This window comes from Pseudomonas sp. NFACC39-1 (genome assembly GCF_900110355.1).
GTDB classification, from domain to species: Bacteria; Pseudomonadota; Gammaproteobacteria; order Pseudomonadales; family Pseudomonadaceae; genus Aquipseudomonas; species Aquipseudomonas tehranensis.
This window is the reverse complement of the sequence record NZ_FODL01000002.1, coordinates 219,695-235,728: the sequence shown is the minus strand read 5'-3', so window position 1 is coordinate 235,728 and position 16,034 is coordinate 219,695. Positions and strand designations below refer to the sequence as shown.

Annotated in this window: 20 protein-coding genes; 13 read left to right on the top strand and 7 right to left on the bottom strand. The window is 61.7% G+C overall.

Annotated elements, in window-relative coordinates; all coding sequences use genetic code 11:
• Nucleotides 1-17: 17 nt before the first annotated feature.
• Together BMY45_RS05405 and BMY45_RS05400 are read left to right on the top strand one after the other, a co-directional pair.
• The gene (locus BMY45_RS05405) at nucleotides 18-1,022 is read left to right on the top strand and encodes an aspartate carbamoyltransferase catalytic subunit (protein ID WP_047226003.1); all 1,005 of its coding nucleotides are present in this window, start codon (nucleotides 18-20) and stop codon (nucleotides 1,020-1,022) included.
• Nucleotides 1,019-2,290 carry a dihydroorotase gene (locus BMY45_RS05400; protein ID WP_092395468.1) on the top strand — a complete coding sequence of 424 codons (1,272 nt, stop codon included), beginning with the start codon at nucleotides 1,019-1,021 and terminating at the stop codon, nucleotides 2,288-2,290. Before BMY45_RS05405 ends, BMY45_RS05400 begins: the two co-directional genes overlap by 4 nt.
• Before the next feature lie 129 nt (nucleotides 2,291-2,419).
• Here the strand turns inward: BMY45_RS05400 and BMY45_RS05395 are convergent, their stop codons facing one another.
• Entirely contained in the window at nucleotides 2,420-2,848 is a 429-nt protein-coding gene (locus tag BMY45_RS05395; protein ID WP_047226005.1) for an NINE protein, read from the bottom strand.
• Between the two features lie 249 nt (nucleotides 2,849-3,097).
• On the opposite strand from BMY45_RS05395, the gene BMY45_RS05390 reads away from it, so the two are divergent.
• Entirely contained in the window at nucleotides 3,098-3,709 is a 612-nt protein-coding gene (locus BMY45_RS05390) for a C40 family peptidase (RefSeq protein WP_092395466.1), read from the top strand.
• Nucleotides 3,710-3,864: 155 nt separating this feature from the next.
• Here BMY45_RS05390 and BMY45_RS05385 read toward each other — a convergent pair whose 3' ends face one another.
• Complete coding sequence (locus BMY45_RS05385; RefSeq protein WP_092395464.1) at nucleotides 3,865-4,899, bottom strand: type IV pilus twitching motility protein PilT; 1,035 nt, start codon at nucleotides 4,897-4,899, stop codon at nucleotides 3,865-3,867.
• A gap of 53 nt (nucleotides 4,900-4,952) precedes the next feature.
• Between BMY45_RS05385 and BMY45_RS05380 the strand changes: the two genes are divergently transcribed.
• From BMY45_RS05380 to BMY45_RS05340, 9 genes are all read left to right on the top strand, one after another.
• Nucleotides 4,953-5,639: a YggS family pyridoxal phosphate-dependent enzyme gene (locus BMY45_RS05380; RefSeq protein ID WP_047226008.1), complete on the top strand. Its 687-nt coding sequence runs from the start codon at nucleotides 4,953-4,955 to the stop codon at nucleotides 5,637-5,639.
• A 42-nt stretch (nucleotides 5,640-5,681) separates the two neighbouring features.
• On the top strand, nucleotides 5,682-6,500 hold the full coding sequence (gene proC / locus BMY45_RS05375) for a pyrroline-5-carboxylate reductase (RefSeq protein WP_092395462.1): 819 nt from the start codon (nucleotides 5,682-5,684) through the stop codon (nucleotides 6,498-6,500).
• A 10-nt stretch (nucleotides 6,501-6,510) separates the two neighbouring features.
• Nucleotides 6,511-7,101 (top strand): YggT family protein, encoded by a 591-nt coding sequence (locus BMY45_RS05370; RefSeq protein WP_092395460.1) that lies wholly within the window; start codon nucleotides 6,511-6,513, stop codon nucleotides 7,099-7,101.
• A gap of 238 nt (nucleotides 7,102-7,339) precedes the next feature.
• Complete coding sequence (locus BMY45_RS05365; protein ID WP_092395458.1) at nucleotides 7,340-8,479, top strand: homoserine O-succinyltransferase MetX; 1,140 nt, start codon at nucleotides 7,340-7,342, stop codon at nucleotides 8,477-8,479.
• A 7-nt stretch (nucleotides 8,480-8,486) separates the two neighbouring features.
• Entirely contained in the window at nucleotides 8,487-9,107 is a 621-nt protein-coding gene (gene metW / locus BMY45_RS05360) for a methionine biosynthesis protein MetW (RefSeq protein ID WP_047226012.1), read from the top strand.
• Nucleotides 9,108-9,132: 25 nt separating this feature from the next.
• Nucleotides 9,133-9,567, top strand: a complete 435-nt coding sequence (locus BMY45_RS05355; RefSeq protein ID WP_092395456.1) for a DUF4426 domain-containing protein — start codon at nucleotides 9,133-9,135, stop codon at nucleotides 9,565-9,567.
• Nucleotides 9,564-10,160: an RdgB/HAM1 family non-canonical purine NTP pyrophosphatase gene (gene rdgB / locus BMY45_RS05350; RefSeq protein ID WP_092395454.1), complete on the top strand. Its 597-nt coding sequence runs from the start codon at nucleotides 9,564-9,566 to the stop codon at nucleotides 10,158-10,160. Before BMY45_RS05355 ends, rdgB begins: the two co-directional genes overlap by 4 nt.
• Nucleotides 10,157-11,356, top strand: coding sequence for a radical SAM family heme chaperone HemW (gene hemW, locus BMY45_RS05345; RefSeq protein ID WP_092395452.1), 1,200 nt, complete (start codon nucleotides 10,157-10,159; stop codon nucleotides 11,354-11,356). The genes rdgB and hemW overlap by 4 nt, the downstream gene beginning before the upstream one ends.
• Before the next feature lie 17 nt (nucleotides 11,357-11,373).
• Nucleotides 11,374-11,697, top strand: a complete 324-nt coding sequence (locus BMY45_RS05340; RefSeq protein WP_092395450.1) for a DUF3392 domain-containing protein — start codon at nucleotides 11,374-11,376, stop codon at nucleotides 11,695-11,697.
• A gap of 161 nt (nucleotides 11,698-11,858) precedes the next feature.
• On the opposite strand, the gene trmB is transcribed toward BMY45_RS05340, so the two are convergent.
• The 4 genes from trmB to BMY45_RS05320 form a co-directional block, all read right to left on the bottom strand.
• Nucleotides 11,859-12,584, bottom strand: coding sequence for a tRNA (guanosine(46)-N7)-methyltransferase TrmB (gene trmB / locus BMY45_RS05335; protein WP_092395448.1), 726 nt, complete (start codon nucleotides 12,582-12,584; stop codon nucleotides 11,859-11,861).
• 9 nt (nucleotides 12,585-12,593) lie between these two features.
• Nucleotides 12,594-13,388, bottom strand: a complete 795-nt coding sequence (locus BMY45_RS05330; protein WP_003177480.1) for a thiazole synthase — start codon at nucleotides 13,386-13,388, stop codon at nucleotides 12,594-12,596.
• 54 nt (nucleotides 13,389-13,442) lie between these two features.
• Nucleotides 13,443-13,643: a sulfur carrier protein ThiS gene (thiS, locus tag BMY45_RS05325; RefSeq protein WP_160893822.1), complete on the bottom strand. Its 201-nt coding sequence runs from the start codon at nucleotides 13,641-13,643 to the stop codon at nucleotides 13,443-13,445.
• Nucleotides 13,644-13,733: 90 nt separating this feature from the next.
• A complete protein-coding gene (locus tag BMY45_RS05320) occupies nucleotides 13,734-14,105 on the bottom strand; it encodes a DUF423 domain-containing protein (RefSeq protein WP_092395446.1) in 372 nt (123 codons plus the stop codon).
• 73 nt (nucleotides 14,106-14,178) lie between these two features.
• On the opposite strand from BMY45_RS05320, the gene mtgA reads away from it, so the two are divergent.
• The gene (gene mtgA / locus BMY45_RS05315) at nucleotides 14,179-14,901 is read left to right on the top strand and encodes a monofunctional biosynthetic peptidoglycan transglycosylase (protein ID WP_092395444.1); all 723 of its coding nucleotides are present in this window, start codon (nucleotides 14,179-14,181) and stop codon (nucleotides 14,899-14,901) included.
• Nucleotides 14,902-15,082: 181 nt separating this feature from the next.
• Here the strand turns inward: mtgA and rpoH are convergent, their stop codons facing one another.
• Nucleotides 15,083-15,937, bottom strand: coding sequence for an RNA polymerase sigma factor RpoH (rpoH, locus tag BMY45_RS05310; protein WP_092395442.1), 855 nt, complete (start codon nucleotides 15,935-15,937; stop codon nucleotides 15,083-15,085).
• Nucleotides 15,938-16,034: the final 97 nt, after the last annotated feature.

Below are 16,034 nucleotides of genomic sequence, written 5' to 3'. Positions count from 1 at the left end.
TGTAAGAGTCCATTGCGATGACGCCTCTCGAAACCAAGCGAGCGCTACAGCTCAACGATCAGGGCCAGCTGCGGCACTTCCTGTCCCTCGACGGCCTGCGCCGCGAGCTGCTGACGGAAATCCTCGATACCGCCGACTCATTCCTCGAAGTCGGGGCCCGGGCGGTGAAGAAAGTCCCGTTGCTGCGCGGCAAGACCGTGTGCAACGTGTTCTTCGAAAACTCCACGCGCACCCGCACCACCTTCGAACTCGCAGCCCAGCGCCTGTCGGCGGACGTGATCACCCTGAACGTCTCCACCTCCTCGGCGAGCAAGGGCGAAACCCTGCTCGACACCTTGCGCAACCTCGAGGCCATGGCGGCCGACATGTTCGTCGTGCGTCACGGTGATTCCGGCGCCGCGCATTTCATTGCCGAGCATGTGTGCCCGCAAGTGGCAATTATCAACGGCGGCGACGGCCGTCACGCCCACCCGACCCAGGGCATGCTGGACATGCTGACCATCCGTCGGCACAAGGGCAGCTTCGAGAATCTCTCGGTGGCCATCGTCGGCGACATCCTGCACTCGCGGGTGGCCCGCTCGAACATGCTGGCCCTCAAGACCCTCGGCTGCCCGGACATCCGCGTGATCGCGCCGAAAACCCTGCTACCCATTGGCGTCGAGCAATACGGGGTGAAGGTCTACACCGACATGACCGAAGGTCTCAAGGATGTGGACGTGGTGATCATGCTGCGCCTGCAGCGCGAACGCATGACCGGCGGCCTGCTGCCCAGCGAAGGCGAGTTCTACCGCCTGTTCGGCCTGACCACCGCTCGCCTGGCCGGGGCCAAGCCGGACGCCATCGTCATGCACCCGGGGCCGATCAACCGCGGGGTGGAGATCGAGTCGGCAGTGGCTGACGGGCCGCATTCGGTGATCCTCAACCAAGTGACCTACGGCATCGCCATCCGCATGGCCGTGCTGTCCATGGCCATGAGCGGGCAAACGGCCCAGCGCCAATTCGACCAGGAGAACGCCCAGTGAAGCTCAGCATTCTCGGCGCACGCGTGATCGATCCGGCCAGCGGCCTGGATCAAGTGACTGACATCCATATCGACGCCTGCAAAATTGTCGCCCTTGGCGCCGCTCCGGCCGGTTTTACCGCCGTCGACACCCTCAACGCCCAAGGCCTGGTGGCCGCTCCGGGGCTGGTGGACCTGAATGTCGCCCTGCGCGAACCCGGTTACAGCCGCAAAGGCAGTATCGTCAGCGAAACCCGGGCCGCCGCCGCCGGTGGCGTGACCAGCTTGTGCTGCCCGCCGCAGACCAAGCCGGTACTGGACACCTCGGCCGTGGCCGAGTTGATCCTCGATCGCGCCCGCGAAGCCGGCAATACCAAGGTGTTCCCGATCGGCGCCTTGAGCAAAGGCCTCGATGGCGAGCAACTGGCAGAACTCATTGCGCTGCGCGACGCTGGTTGCGTGGCGTTCGGCAACGGCCTCAACAGCTTCCGCAACACCCGCACCCTGTGCCGCGCCCTGGAATACGCGGCAACTTTCGGCCTGACGGTGATCTTCAACTCCCAGGATCACGATCTGGCTGAAGGTGGGCTGGCCCACGAAGGCCCGACCGCCAGTTTCCTCGGCCTGCCGGGCATTCCGGAAACCGCCGAAACCGTGGCCCTGGCCCGGGACCTGCTGCTGGTGGAACAAAGCGGCGTGCGCGCACACTTCAGCCAGCTGACCAGCGCCCGCGGTGCCGCACTGATCGCCCAGGCCCAAGCTCGCGGCCTGCCCGTCACCGCCGATGTGGCGCTGTACCAACTGATCCTGACCGACGAAGCGCTGATCGACTTCAACAGCGTCTATCACGTCCAGCCGCCGCTGCGCACCCGCGCCGACCGCGATGGCTTGCGCGAAGCCGTGAAATCCGGGGTGATCTCGGCCATCTCCAGCCATCATCAGCCCCACGAGCGCGATGCCAAGCTGGCACCCTTCGGCGCCACGGAACCGGGCATCAGCAGCGTCGAGCTGTTGCTGCCGCTGGCCATGACGCTGGTGGAAGACGGATTGCTGGACCTGCCGACCTTGCTGGCACGCCTGAGCAACGGCCCGGCCGACGCGCTGCAACTACCGGTGGGTAAACTGGCGGTGGGCGCGGCGGCGGACCTGGTGCTGTTCGACCCAGCCGCGTCCACCGTGGCTGGTGAAGCCTGGCGCTCCAAGGGCGACAACTGCCCGTTCCTTGGCCACAGTTTGCCGGGGGTGGTGCGTTATACGCTGATGGATGGGCGGATGACTCACCAGGCCTGACACCGCGTCGCCCTTATCGCGAGCAGGCTCGCTCCCACAGGGATCTTCGGTGAACACATAACCTGTGAACACCTCGATCCAATGTGGGAGCGAGCCTGCTCGCGATGAAGGCGACTCGGTCTAATTGACTTAGTGAAAAGCCCCGCGCTTCTGCGCATTACGAATCGAGACCTGATCGTTCAGCGTCCAGAAGTCATACAGCACCCCCAGGAAAAACACCCCGCCGGTCAGCAGGTAAAGGATGCCGGTGAGCCATTTGCCCTGGTACATGCGGTGCACACCCAGCACACCGAGAAACGTCAGCAGAATCCACGCCACGCTGTACTCGAGTGGACCCGGGGTGAAGCGCAGATCGGCCTCCCGATCCATGGCCGGAATCAGGAACAGGTCGATCAGCCAGCCGATGCCCAACAAGCCAAAGGTGAAAAACCAGATCGTGCCGGTGACCGGCTTGCCGTAATAGAAGCGGTGGGCGCCGGTAAAGCCGAAAATCCACAAGAGATAGCCGATCACTTTGCTGTGGGTATCGCGTAAAGCGTCCTGCTGATAGCTGTTCATGAATCGCCTCTTTTGCCTCGATAGATAAATTTGTTCGGATTATTTGTGACTTTTTTATGGATTGCCGACAAGCGGTCTCCAGCCTCAGGAACCCGGTAAACCCCCGTGCTGTCTGGGTTCTGTCGGACAATTGGGTCAATATGTCGCAATTATGCGGGTTTCACCTAGGGTTGCGATTCGACAAACGGCCTCGGAACCGTAAAAAAAGCTGTTATAAAGTTGCGCGCTTACCTTCAAGAGCCCTGCCTAATGCGTCCATTTTTTAAGACATGGCTAACCATTTGCCTATTATTGCCCTTGGCCGCCCACGCCACCAATCGTGAGCAACGTCTTCCCAACGTCAACGGCTACACCCCTAAATCCCATGTTTCTGCTCCTTCGAGCAAGAACAAGCAATACGCCCAGCGCGTGCGCACTGCCAACAGCAAGCTGGTTCCGCCCATGGCGACCAAGGCGACCAGCAATGTGTTGAGTCGTGCCGTGAATGTCCTGGGCACACCTTACCGTTGGGGCGGCAGCAGCCCAAGCAAAGGTTTCGATTGCAGCGGCCTGGTGAAGTACGCCTTTAACGATGCCTCCTTCGACCTGCCGCGCACCTCCAATGCAATGGCCAGCGGTCATGGGCAGAAAGTCGATCGCAAGGACCTCAAGCCCGGCGACCTGATTTTCTTCAAGCTCAAGAGCCGCCGGGTCAACCACGTGGCCATCTACCTGGGCAACGACCGCTTCATCCACGCTCCACGTCGTGGAAAGTCGGTCTCCATCGACACGTTGAACAAGCCGTACTGGAACAAACATTACGTGGTTGCCAAACGGGTCCAGCCCAAAGAGCCGAAAGGGATGCAGGTGGTTCAGCGCTGATCCGGTATTTGTGTCGCGGCTGATTACCCCTTCGCGAGCAAGCCCGCTCCCACATTGGATCTCCAGTGGTCACATAACTTGTGAACACCTCGGACCCAATGTGGGAGCGGGCTTGCTCGCGAAGAGGTCCTCGAAAACGCCACAGAAATTTCTTCTCAGAAGTTATCCGGCGTACGCGCCTTCTCCCGCGCATGCTCGCGGCTGATCAAGCCTTTGCTCACCAAATCCTTCAAACACATATCCAGCGTCTGCATCCCTAGCGAGCCACCGGTCTGGATCGACGAGTACATCTGGGCGATTTTGTCTTCGCGGATCAGGTTACGGATCGCCGACGTTCCCAGCATGATTTCATGCGCCGCGACCCGGCCGCCGCCGATCTTCTTGACCAGCGTCTGTGAAATCACCGCCTGCAAGGATTCGGACAACATCGAACGAACCATGGATTTCTCGTCCCCCGGGAACACGTCCACCACCCGGTCGATGGTCTTGGCCGCCGAGGTGGTGTGCAAGGTGCCGAACACCAGGTGACCGGTTTCGGCGGCGGTCAGGGCCAGGCGGATGGTCTCCAGGTCCCGCATCTCCCCCACAAGAATCACGTCTGGGTCTTCGCGCAGGGCTGAGCGTAGGGCCGTGGAGAAACTTTGGGTGTCGCGGTGCACTTCGCGCTGGTTGATCAGGCATTTGCGCGGCTCGTGGACAAACTCGATGGGGTCTTCGATGGTGAGGATGTGATGGTGTTTGTGGGTGTTGAGGTAGTCGATCATCGCCGCCAGGGTGGTGGACTTGCCGGAGCCGGTCGGCCCAGTCACCAACACCAGCCCGCGAGGCGCCTCGGTCACTTTGCGAAACACATCGCCCATCCCCAGGTCTTCCATGGTCAGGACTTTCGACGGGATGGTTCGGAACACCGCACCTGCACCGCGATTCTGGTTGAACGCATTGACCCGGAACCGTGCGACGCCCGGCACGTCGAAGGAAAAGTCGGTTTCCAGAAACTTCTCGTAATCCACCCGCTGCCGGTCGTTCATGATGTCGTAGATCAGCTCATGGACCTGCTTGTGGTCCAGGGCCGGCAGGTTGATCCGCCTCACATCGCCATCGACACGGATCATCGGCGGCAGCCCGGCGGACAAGTGCAGGTCCGATGCGCCCTGTTTGGCGCTGAACGCCAGTAACTCAGTGATATCCATAGCGCTCCTCAATTCCAGTAGAATGCCGCGAACCTCACCGCTGGCGCTTCTTTATGTCCACGATAGCAGACAACATTGCTCAGGTTAGATCGCGTATCCGCGCAGCCGAACAAGCCGCCCACCGCGACGAACACAGCGTGCAGCTGCTGGCGGTGAGCAAGACCAAGCCCGCCCAGGCCCTGCGTGAAGCCTATGCCGCCGGCCTGCGGGATTTTGGCGAGAACTATCTGCAGGAGGCGCTGGGCAAACAGGCCGAACTGACCGACCTGCCCTTGATCTGGCACTTCATCGGCCCCATTCAATCGAACAAGACGCGCGCTATCGCCGAACATTTCGACTGGGTGCATTCCGTGGATCGTTTGAAAATTGCACAACGCCTGTCCGAGCAGCGCCCGGCCGACCTGCCGCCGCTGAACATCTGCATCCAGGTCAACGTCAGCGGTGAAGACAGCAAATCCGGCTGCACCGCGGCGGACCTGCCCGCTCTGGCCAGCGCCATCAGCGCGTTGCCACGCCTGAAGCTGCGTGGGTTGATGGCGATTCCCGAACCCACCGAGGAGCGTGCCGCCCAAGATGCCGCCTTCGCAGCGGTTCAACGCTTGCAAGCCGATCTGAAGCTACCGTTGGACACCCTTTCCATGGGCATGAGCCACGACCTCGAGTCGGCCATTGCCCAGGGCGCCACCTGGGTGCGGATCGGTACAGCGCTGTTTGGCGCGCGCGACTATAGCCGTAGCTAGCCGTAAGCCATGCTGACTCAACTCTCTAATCAAGGACCTGTCATGAGCAACACACGTATTGCCTTCATCGGCGCCGGCAACATGGCCGCCAGCCTGATCGGCGGCCTGCGGGCCAAGGGTCTGGACGCTTCGCAGATCCGCGCCAGCGATCCGGGGGCCGAGACCCGCGCCCGGGTGGGCACAGAGCACGGCATCGACACGTTCGCCGACAACGTCCAGGCCATCGAGGGCGCGGACGTCGTCGTGCTGGCGGTCAAGCCACAGGCGATGAAAGCCGTGTGCGAAGCCCTTCGCCCGAGCCTCAAACCCCATCAACTGGTAGTGTCGATCGCCGCCGGCATCACCTGCGCCAGCATGAATAACTGGCTCGGTGCCCAGCCAATCGTGCGTTGCATGCCCAATACTCCGGCGCTGCTGCGCCAGGGCGTCAGTGGGCTGTTCGCGACCGCACACGTGACCGCCGAACAGCGCCAGCAGGCCGAACAACTGCTATCGGCCGTCGGCCTGGCACTGTGGCTGGAAACCGAGCAGCAACTGGATGCGGTGACGGCCGTGTCCGGCTCGGGCCCGGCCTACTTCTTCCTGCTGATCGAAGCCATGACCGCCGCCGGTGAAAAACTCGGCCTGCCGCGCGAAACCGCCGCCAAGCTGACGTTGCAGACCGCCCTGGGCGCCGCGCACATGGCCGTGTCCAGCGATGTCGATGCGGCCGAACTGCGTCGCCGGGTGACCTCGCCAGCCGGCACCACGGAAGCCGCCATTAAATCGTTCCAGGCCGGGGGCTTCGAAGCCCTGGTAGAAAAAGCACTCGGCGCCGCCGCGCACCGCTCGGCCGAAATGGCCGAACAACTGGGCCAATAAGGAGCCATTCATGATCGGATTGAACACTGCAGCGGTCTACGTGCTGCAAACCCTCGGCAGCCTGTACCTGCTGATCGTACTGCTGCGCTTTGTGTTGCAACTGGTGCGCGCCAACTTCTACAACCCGCTGTGCCAGTTCATCGTCAAGGCCACCCAGCCATTGCTCAAGCCACTGCGCCGGATCATTCCGAGCGTGTTCGGCCTGGACATGTCGTCGCTGGTACTGGCGACCATCGTGCAACTGGCGCTGATGGCCCTGACCCTGCTGCTGACCTACGGCACCACCGGCAACCCGCTGCAACTGCTGATCTGGTCGATCATTGGCGTGACCGCGCTGTTCCTGAAGATTTTCTTCTTCGCCCTGATCATCAGCGTAATCCTGTCCTGGGTCGCTCCCGGCAGCCACAACCCGGGCGCCGAGCTGGTGAACCAGATCTGCGAGCCGGCGCTGGCACCGTTCCGCCGCATCGTGCCGAACCTGGGGGGCCTGGATATCTCGCCGATCCTGGCGTTCCTGGTGCTCAAGCTGATCGACATGCTGGTGATCAACAACCTCGCGGCGATGACCATGATGCCGGAAATCCTGCGGCTGCTGATCTAACCCTGTAGGAGCTGCCGAAGGCTGCGATCTTTTGATCTTTCGCTTGCGACTCAATTGTCCGGGGAAAGATCGCAGCCTCGTTGCACTCGACAGCTCCTACAGGACCGCATCGTCCTCATCGCGGGCAAGCCTTGCTCCCACAGGGTTTGCAGCGGGCGGACAATCAGCTCCGGCCTTTGCTTGCCGCTTGCCACAGCGGTCTTTAGACTTACGCCTCATTTCAACGAGAGCAGGGTCGATGCCAGCTGCCTTTCCCCCCGATTCCGTTGGTCTGGTGACGCCGCAAATGGCGCATTTCAGCGAGCCCCTGGCCCTGGCCTGCGGCCGTTCGTTGCCAGCCTATGACCTGATTTTCGAAACCTACGGCACCCTCAATGCCACGGCGAGCAATGCCGTGCTGATTTGCCACGCCCTGTCGGGGCATCACCACGCCGCCGGCTATCACAGTGTCGACGACCGCAAGCCGGGCTGGTGGGACAGTTGCATCGGCCCGGGCAAGCCCATCGACACCAACAAGTTCTTCGTGGTCAGCCTGAACAACCTCGGCGGTTGCAACGGCTCCACCGGCCCCAGCAGCGTCAATCCGGACACCGGCAGGCCCTTCGGCGCCGACTTTCCGGTACTGACCGTAGAAGACTGGGTCCACAGTCAGGCACGCCTGGCGGACCGCCTTGGTATCACCCAGTGGGCCGCAGTGATCGGCGGCAGCCTGGGCGGCATGCAAGCCCTGCAATGGACCATCACCTACCCGGACCGCGTGCGCCACTGCCTGGCAATCGCCTCGGCCCCCAAGCTGTCGGCGCAGAACATCGCCTTCAACGAAGTGGCGCGCCAGGCGATTCTCACCGATCCGGAATTCCACGGCGGTTCGTTCCAGGAACACGGCGTGATCCCCAAGCGCGGGCTGATGCTGGCGCGGATGGTCGGGCATATCACCTACCTGTCCGATGATTCCATGGGTGAGAAATTCGGCCGCGGTCTCAAGAGCGAAAAGCTCAACTACGACTTCCACAGCGTCGAATTCCAGGTGGAAAGCTACCTGCGCTACCAGGGCGAAGAATTCTCCGGACGCTTCGATGCCAACACCTACCTGTTGATGACGAAAGCCCTGGACTACTTCGATCCGGCGGCGAACTTCGACGATGACCTGGCAAAAACCTTTGCAGGCGCCACCGCCAGGTTCTGCGTGATGTCATTCACCACCGACTGGCGTTTCTCCCCGGCCCGCTCTCGGGAGCTGGTGGACGCGCTGATGGCTGCCCGCAAGGACGTCTGCTACCTGGAAATCGACGCGCCCCAGGGTCACGACGCCTTTTTGATCCCGATCCCGCGCTACCTGCAGGCGTTCGGCAACTACATGAACCGTATAACGCTGTGAGGACGCCATGAGAGCCGATCTGGACATCATCCAGGAATGGATCCCCGCCGGCAGCCGCGTGCTCGACCTGGGCTGCGGCAACGGCGAACTGCTGACCTGGCTGCGCGACCACAAGCAAGTCACCGGCTACGGCCTGGAAAACGACCCGGACAACATCGCCGAGTGCGTGGCCAAGGGCATCAACGTGATCGAGCAGGACCTGGACAAGGGCCTGGGCAACTTCGCCAGCAACAGCTTCGACATCGTGGTCATGACCCAGGCGCTGCAAGCGGTGCACTACCCGGACAAGATCCTCGACGAAATGCTGCGGGTCGGGCGCCAGTGCATCATCACCTTCCCCAACTTCGGGCACTGGCGCTGCCGCTGGTACCTGGCGAGCAAGGGGCGCATGCCGGTGTCGGAGTTCCTGCCCTATACCTGGTACAACACGCCGAACATCCACTTCTGCACCTTCGAGGATTTCGAGGCGCTGTGCCGCGAACGCCAAGCCAAGGTCATCGATCGCCTGGCGGTGGACCAGCAACACCGCCACGGGTGGGCCAGCAAGCTATGGCCTAATCTGTTAGGTGAAATAGGCATTTATCGGGTCAGCAGCCCAGGCCTTGCCGATCATCAGGTCGCGGTGTGAACCCCGGCCTTACCAGGAGCACGACATGAAACGTCTAGCGTTGTTTCTCATCACCGCCTGCCTGAGCGTCGGCGCCATGGCCGCCGACGTCATCAAGGCCGAGCGCAAGGAAGTGTTCGGTGACATCACCGTGCACTACAACACCTTCAACTCGACCTTCCTGACGCCGGACATCGCCAAGAATGCCGAGCTGATCCGCAGCAAGGGCCAGGGCGTGATCAACGTCTCGGTCATCAAGGATGGCAAGCCTCTGATGGCCCAGGTCAGCGGCACAGTGAAAGACCTCACCAGCCAGAGTATCGCGCTGAACTTCAAGCAGGTGACCGAAGAAAACGCGATCTACTACATCGCCCAATATCCGGTGCCCCAAGAGGAAACCCGCACCTTCGAGATCAAGGTGCAAACGGGTGACAAGATCAACACCATCAGCTTCAACCAGAGACTGTACCCCGGACAATGATGAACCTCACTCAGCTCGTATTGGCCAGCCACAACGCCGGCAAACTCAAGGAACTCCAGGCCATGCTCGGTGGCTCGGTGCAGTTGCGCTCGATTGGCGAGTTCAGTCAGGTAGAACCTGAAGAAACCGGCCTGTCGTTCGTCGAGAACGCCATCCTCAAGGCCCGCAACGCCGCGCGCATTTCGGGCCTGCCGGCGTTGGCCGACGATTCCGGGCTGGCGGTGGACGTTCTCGGCGGTGCGCCGGGCATCTATTCAGCCCGCTACGCAGATGGCAAAGGCGATGCGGCGAACAACGCCAAGCTGCTCGAGACCCTCAAGGATGTGCCCGAAGCCGAGCGCGGCGCGCAGTTCGTTTGCGTGCTGGCCCTGGTCCGTCATGCCGACGATCCACTGCCGATCCTCTGCGAGGGCTTGTGGCACGGGCGCATTCTCACTGAAGCCAGCGGCGAACACGGCTTTGGCTACGATCCGCTGTTCTGGGTGCCGGAGCGCAACTGCTCCAGCGCCGAGCTGGGCCCGGTGGAAAAGAACCAGTTGAGCCATCGCGCCCGCGCCATGGCGCTGCTGCGTCAACGCCTGGGTCTGCAATGATCGATGAGTCCCCTGCACCCCTGATCCATGGCGGTGCGCAAACGCCTCGGGCGCCGCTGCCAGTGCTGCCGCCCCTGGCGTTGTACATCCACATTCCGTGGTGTGTACGCAAATGCCCGTATTGCGATTTCAACTCCCATACCGCCAGCCCGCAGTTGCCGGAGGAAGAGTACGTCGACGCCTTGCTGGCCGATCTCGACCAGGACTTGCAGGCGGTGTATGGCCGGGAACTGAGCTCGATCTTCTTCGGCGGCGGCACGCCAAGCCTGTTCAGCGCCCAGGCCCTGGGGCGGCTGCTCAAAGGTGTCGAGGCGCGAATCCCCTTTGCCCATGACATTGAAATCACCCTGGAAGCCAACCCTGGCACCTTCGAGCAAGAGAAATTTGTCGCTTACCGGGCACTGGGCATCAATCGCCTGTCCATTGGCATCCAGAGCTTTCAGCAAGACAAGCTCAAGGCTTTGGGCCGGATCCATAACGGTGACGAAGCTGTGCGTGCCGCCGGCATGGCCCGTCAGGCCGGGTTCGACAACTTCAACCTGGACCTGATGCATGGCCTGCCCGATCAGTCCCTGGACGACGCCTTGAGCGATTTGCGCCAGGCCATTGCGTTGAAGCCCACGCATCTGTCCTGGTATCAGTTGACCCTGGAGCCAAACACGGTGTTCTGGAACCAGCCGCCGACCTTGCCGGAAGACGACACCCTGTGGGACATCCAGGAAGCCGGGCAAGCGTTGCTGGCCGAACATGGCTACAGCCAATACGAAGTCTCGGCCTACGCCCAACCCGGCCGGCCGGCGCGGCATAACCTCAACTACTGGGGTTTCGGCGACTTCATCGGCATCGGCGCCGGTGCCCACGGCAAGCTCAGCCATCCGGACGGGCGTATTGTGCGCACCTGGAAAACCCGCCTGCCCAAGGACTACCTCAACCCAGCCAAACGCTTCCTGGCCGGCGAGAAGACCCTGAGCAATGAAGAGCTGCCCTTCGAGTTCCTGATGAACGCGCTGCGCCTGACCGAAGGCGTGGAAGCGCAGCTTTACCCCGAGCGCACCGGCTTGCCCTTGCAAAGCCTGGCTGAAGGCCGACGCGAGGCCGAACAAAGCGGGTTGTTGCAGGTCGAACCGGCACGTCTGGCAGCCACCGAGCGCGGACAGTTGTTTCTCAACGACCTGTTGCAGAAATTTTTGAGCTAATCACACAAGGAAACCCCATGGATCTGGTACTCGACCTGCTCGCCACCGTGTCCCGCTGGAGCCGCAGCAACCTGTCGGAAATCTCTCTGGCATTGGTAGGGTGTCTGCTGGTGCTGTTTGGTGCCGACATCAAGGGTTGGGTCGAACAACGCCTTGGCAATATCGCCGGCGCCTTGCGCGTCCCGCTGATCGCCCTGCTGTGCATGATCGGCAGCGGCGCGGCGCTGATCTACGCCACGCCGTGGATTGTCCGGGGCTTGAGCCAGTTCAACAACTACAGCCTGGCGCCGGTGCTGTTGGTGGTGCTGGTGTTGATTGGCGTGGTGGCGGATCGTCGCTGATCCGGCCACAACCTAAAACAACTGTGGGAGCAAGGATTTGTGGGAGCAAAGCTTGCTCGCGATGCAGGCAACTCGAGGTTCAAGTTGCACCGAGGCGCTGCTATCGCGGGCAAGCCTTGCTCCCACAGAAGCTCGCTCCCACATTGGGTATTGCGTGATGCTTAATCCACCTTCTCGAACTTCAAATCCCAAACCCCATGCCCCAAGCGTTCGCCACGGCGTTCGAACTTGGTGATCGGTCGTTCGGCCGGGCGCGGCACGCACTTGCCGTCTTCGGCCAGGTTGCGGTAGCCCGGGGCGACGTTCATCACTTCCAGCATGTATTCGGCGTAAGGCTCCCAGTCGGTGGCCATGTGCAGCACACCGCCGACCTTCAGCTTGCTGCGCACCAGCTCCGCGAACGACGCCTGGACGATGCGGCGCTTGTGGTGACGGCTTTTGTGCCATGGGTCCGGGAAGAACAGCATCAGCCGGTCGAGACTGTTGTCGGCCACGCAGCGGTTAAGCACTTCGATGGCGTCGCAGTCGTAGACCCGCAGGTTGGTCAGCCCTTGGGTCAACACGCCGTTGAGCAGCGCGCCCACACCGGGACGATGAACTTCCACACCGATGAAATCCTGCTCCGGCGCCGCGGCGGCCATTTCCAGCAGCGAGTGGCCCATGCCAAAGCCGATTTCCAGCGAGCGCGGCGCCGAGCGGCCGAACACCTGGTCAAAATCCACCGGCGCATCGGCCAGGGGCAGGACGAACCGCGACGCGCCCTGCTCAAGACCACGTTGCTGGCCTTCGGTCATGCGCCCGGCGCGCATCACGAAACTCTTGATGCGGCGATGTTGGCGCTCTTCGCCTTCTTCCGGGAGGACAGGCGTGTCGTTCGATTCAGTCATCAATGGCTCTTACTTGATCAGACCATCCAGCGGCGAAGAGGCGCTGGCGTAAAGTTTTTTCGGCATGCGGCCGGCGAGGTACGCCAAACGCCCAGCGACAATGGCGTGCTTCATGGCTTCGGCCATCAGGATCGGTTGCTGGGCATGGGCAATAGCGGAGTTCATCAGCACGGCTTCACAGCCCAGTTCCATGGCGATAGTGGCGTCGGACGCAGTACCGACACCGGCATCCACCAACACCGGAATCTTGGCCTCTTCCAGGATGATCTGCAGGTTGTACGGGTTGCAGATCCCCAGGCCTGTGCCGATCAGGCCAGCCAGCGGCATCACCGCGATGCAGCCAATTTCCGCCAGTTGACGGGCGATGATCGGGTCATCGCTGGTGTAGACCATCACGTCGAAACCTTCCTTGACCAGGGTTTCGGCGGCCTTGAGGGTTTCGATCACGTTGGGGAACAGGGTTTTCTGGTCCGCCAGCACTTCCAGCTTCACCAGATTGTGGCCGTCGAGCAGTTCACGGGCCAGGCGGCAGGTGCGCACGGCCTCGATGGCGTCGAAGCAACCGGCGGTGTTGGGCAGGATGGTGTAGCGATCCGGCGGCAGGATATCCAGCAGATTCGGTTCGCCCGGGTTCTGGCCGATGTTGGTCCGGCGCACGGCAACGGTCACGATTTCAGCGCCCGAGGCTTCGATGGCCAGGCGGGTTTCTTCCATGTCGCGGTATTTGCCGGTGCCAACCAGCAAACGCGACTGGTAGGTACGACCGGCCAGGACGAAGGGCTTGTCGCTACGAACGATGCTCATGGGAAATCCTCTGTTGGGGTGAGGTTCTTGCGAAATACTGTAAAACCGCAGGGACTAGCCGCCGCCGATGGCGTGGACCACTTCGACGCTGTCGCCGTCGTTCAACGTGGTGTCGGCGTGCTGGCTGCGCGGGACGATATCCAGATTGAGCTCCACCGCGACGCGGCGTCCGGTTAGTTCCAGACGGGTCAGCAGGGCCGCAACGGTTTCACCGTCAGGCAGATCAAGGGGTTCGCCGTTCAACTGAATGCGCATGCCGGATGCCGCCATCATTTTTAGGGGCTGGCATTCTAGCCCGATCAGTCTGGACGACCCAAGCCATTCGTCATGAATTGGACCGTGCGGTCAGCCCAACCGCCAGGCGGCAAGCCCCAGGCACAGCCAACCGATCAGAAACGCTACGCCACCGAACGGCGTGATAATGCCCAGTTTGCCGATCCCCGTGAGGGTTAGCAGATAAAGACTCCCGGAGAACAGCAGGATACCGATGACAAACGAAATCCCGGCCCAGGTGACGATGCGACCGGGGATGTGCGTGGCCAGCAGCGCGACGCCCAGCAACGCCAGGGTGTGCACCAACTGATAGGTGACGCCGGTATGAAAGATCGCCAGGTAATCGGCGCTCAGGCGGTTTTTCAGGCCGTGGGCGGCAAACGCTCCCAGTGCCACGCCTGTGAAGCCGAAAAAAGCAGCCAGCATCAGAAAACTACGCAGCATGAGAACTCCAGTCAGACTCGGTGGACAGGGTCTGTATAATGGCCCGCTCGACGGGTTCGGCCAAGCCATCTCTATGTTGCGTTCATTGTTTCGACGATTCGTTAAAGCCCTGCTCTGGTTCGCCGTCGGCAGCGTTGTGCTGGTGCTGCTGTTTCGCGTGGTGCCGCCGCCGTTCACCGCGCTGATGATCGAGCGCAAGGTTGAATCCTGGTTCGGTGGCGAGCCGATCGACCTGCAGCGTACCTGGCAACCCTGGGATCAGATTTCCGACAACCTCAAAATCGCGGTAATCGCGGGTGAGGACCAGAAATTTCCTGAGCACTGGGGCTTCGACTTCGGTGCGATCCAGGCCGCGCTTACCCATAACGGACGTGGCGGCTCGATTCGCGGCGCCAGCACCCTCAGCCAGCAAGTGTCCAAGAACTTGTTCCTGTGGCCGGGCCGTAGCTGGCTGCGCAAGGGCCTGGAAGCCTGGTTTACCGCGCTGATCGAAATACTCTGGCCCAAGCAGCGGATTCTCGAGGTGTACCTCAACAGCGTCGAGTGGGATGACGGTGTGTTCGGCGCCGAAGCCGCGGCGCGGCATCACTTTCGGGTAAGCGCCGATGCATTGTCCCGGCAACAGGCCAGCCTGCTGGCGGCGGTCCTGCCCAACCCCCGGGTATGGAACGCCGCACGCCCGAGCCCTTATGTGCTGCGGCGCGCGAACTGGATTCGCCGACAGATGAGCCAGTTGGGGGGCGACAGCTACCTGCTGGGCCTGAATGATTCGCGGCGGGCGCCTTGGGCGCAATAGCCGGGGCACAACAGATCCCTGTGGGAGCGAGCCTGCTCGCGAATGCGGTGTGTCAGTCCACATCAATGTATCCGGTACACCGCATTCGCGAGCAAGCCCGCTCCCACAGGGATTTTGCCCGCCCGAACAAAAACGCCCCAATCATCACTGATCGGGGCGTTTTTTATGGCTGTTGCGCAGGTCAGGCAGCAATCGACGTCTTGAGCTTGTTCATCGCGCTTTTCTCAAGCTGGCGAATTCGCTCGGCCGACACGTTGTACTTCTGTGCCAGGTCGTGCAACGTGGCTTTTTCCTCGGCCAGCCAGCGCTGGTAGAGAATGTCACGACTGCGCTCGTCCAGCACTTCCAGGGCTTCGTGCAGGTTGGTGTTGGAGTTGTCACTCCAGTCGGCGTCTTCCAGTTGACGCGCCGGGTCGTACCGGTGGTCTTCCAGATAGTTGGCCGGCGACTGGAAAGCGCTGTCGTCGTCCGCTTCGGCGGCCGGGTCGAAGGCCATGTCATGGCCGGTCAGACGACTTTCCATCTCGCGCACTTCCCGCGGCTCGACGCCCAGGCTCTCGGCCACGCGATGGACTTCTTCATTGTTCAGCCAGGCCAGACGTTTCTTCTGGCTGCGCAGGTTGAAGAACAGCTTGCGCTGGGCCTTGGTGGTCGCGACTTTCACGATGCGCCAGTTGCGCAGGATGAACTCGTGGATTTCCGCCTTGATCCAGTGCACTGCAAACGACACCAGGCGCACACCCATTTCCGGGTTGAAACGCTTGACCGCCTTCATCAGGCCGACGTTGCCTTCCTGGATCAGGTCGGCCTGGGCCAGCCCGTAGCCGGAATAGCTGCGGGCGATATGTACAACAAAACGCAGGTGGGCGAGCACCATCTGCCGAGCCGCCTCAAGATCCTGCTCATAATAGAGACTCTCGGCCAGTTCACGCTCCTGCTCGGGCGTCAGCAAAGGGATGCTGTTCACCGTGTGCACATAAGCCTCCAGGTTCGCACCCGGGACCAGAGCATAAGCAGGTTGCAAAGAAGTGGTCATACGAAAAAACCTCCGACTCACATAACTCGTGCAGTTCAGCACTGCGAAAATTGACCGGGAACCGTAGGACAAGTTCCCACAAAAACCGAAAGGTCAA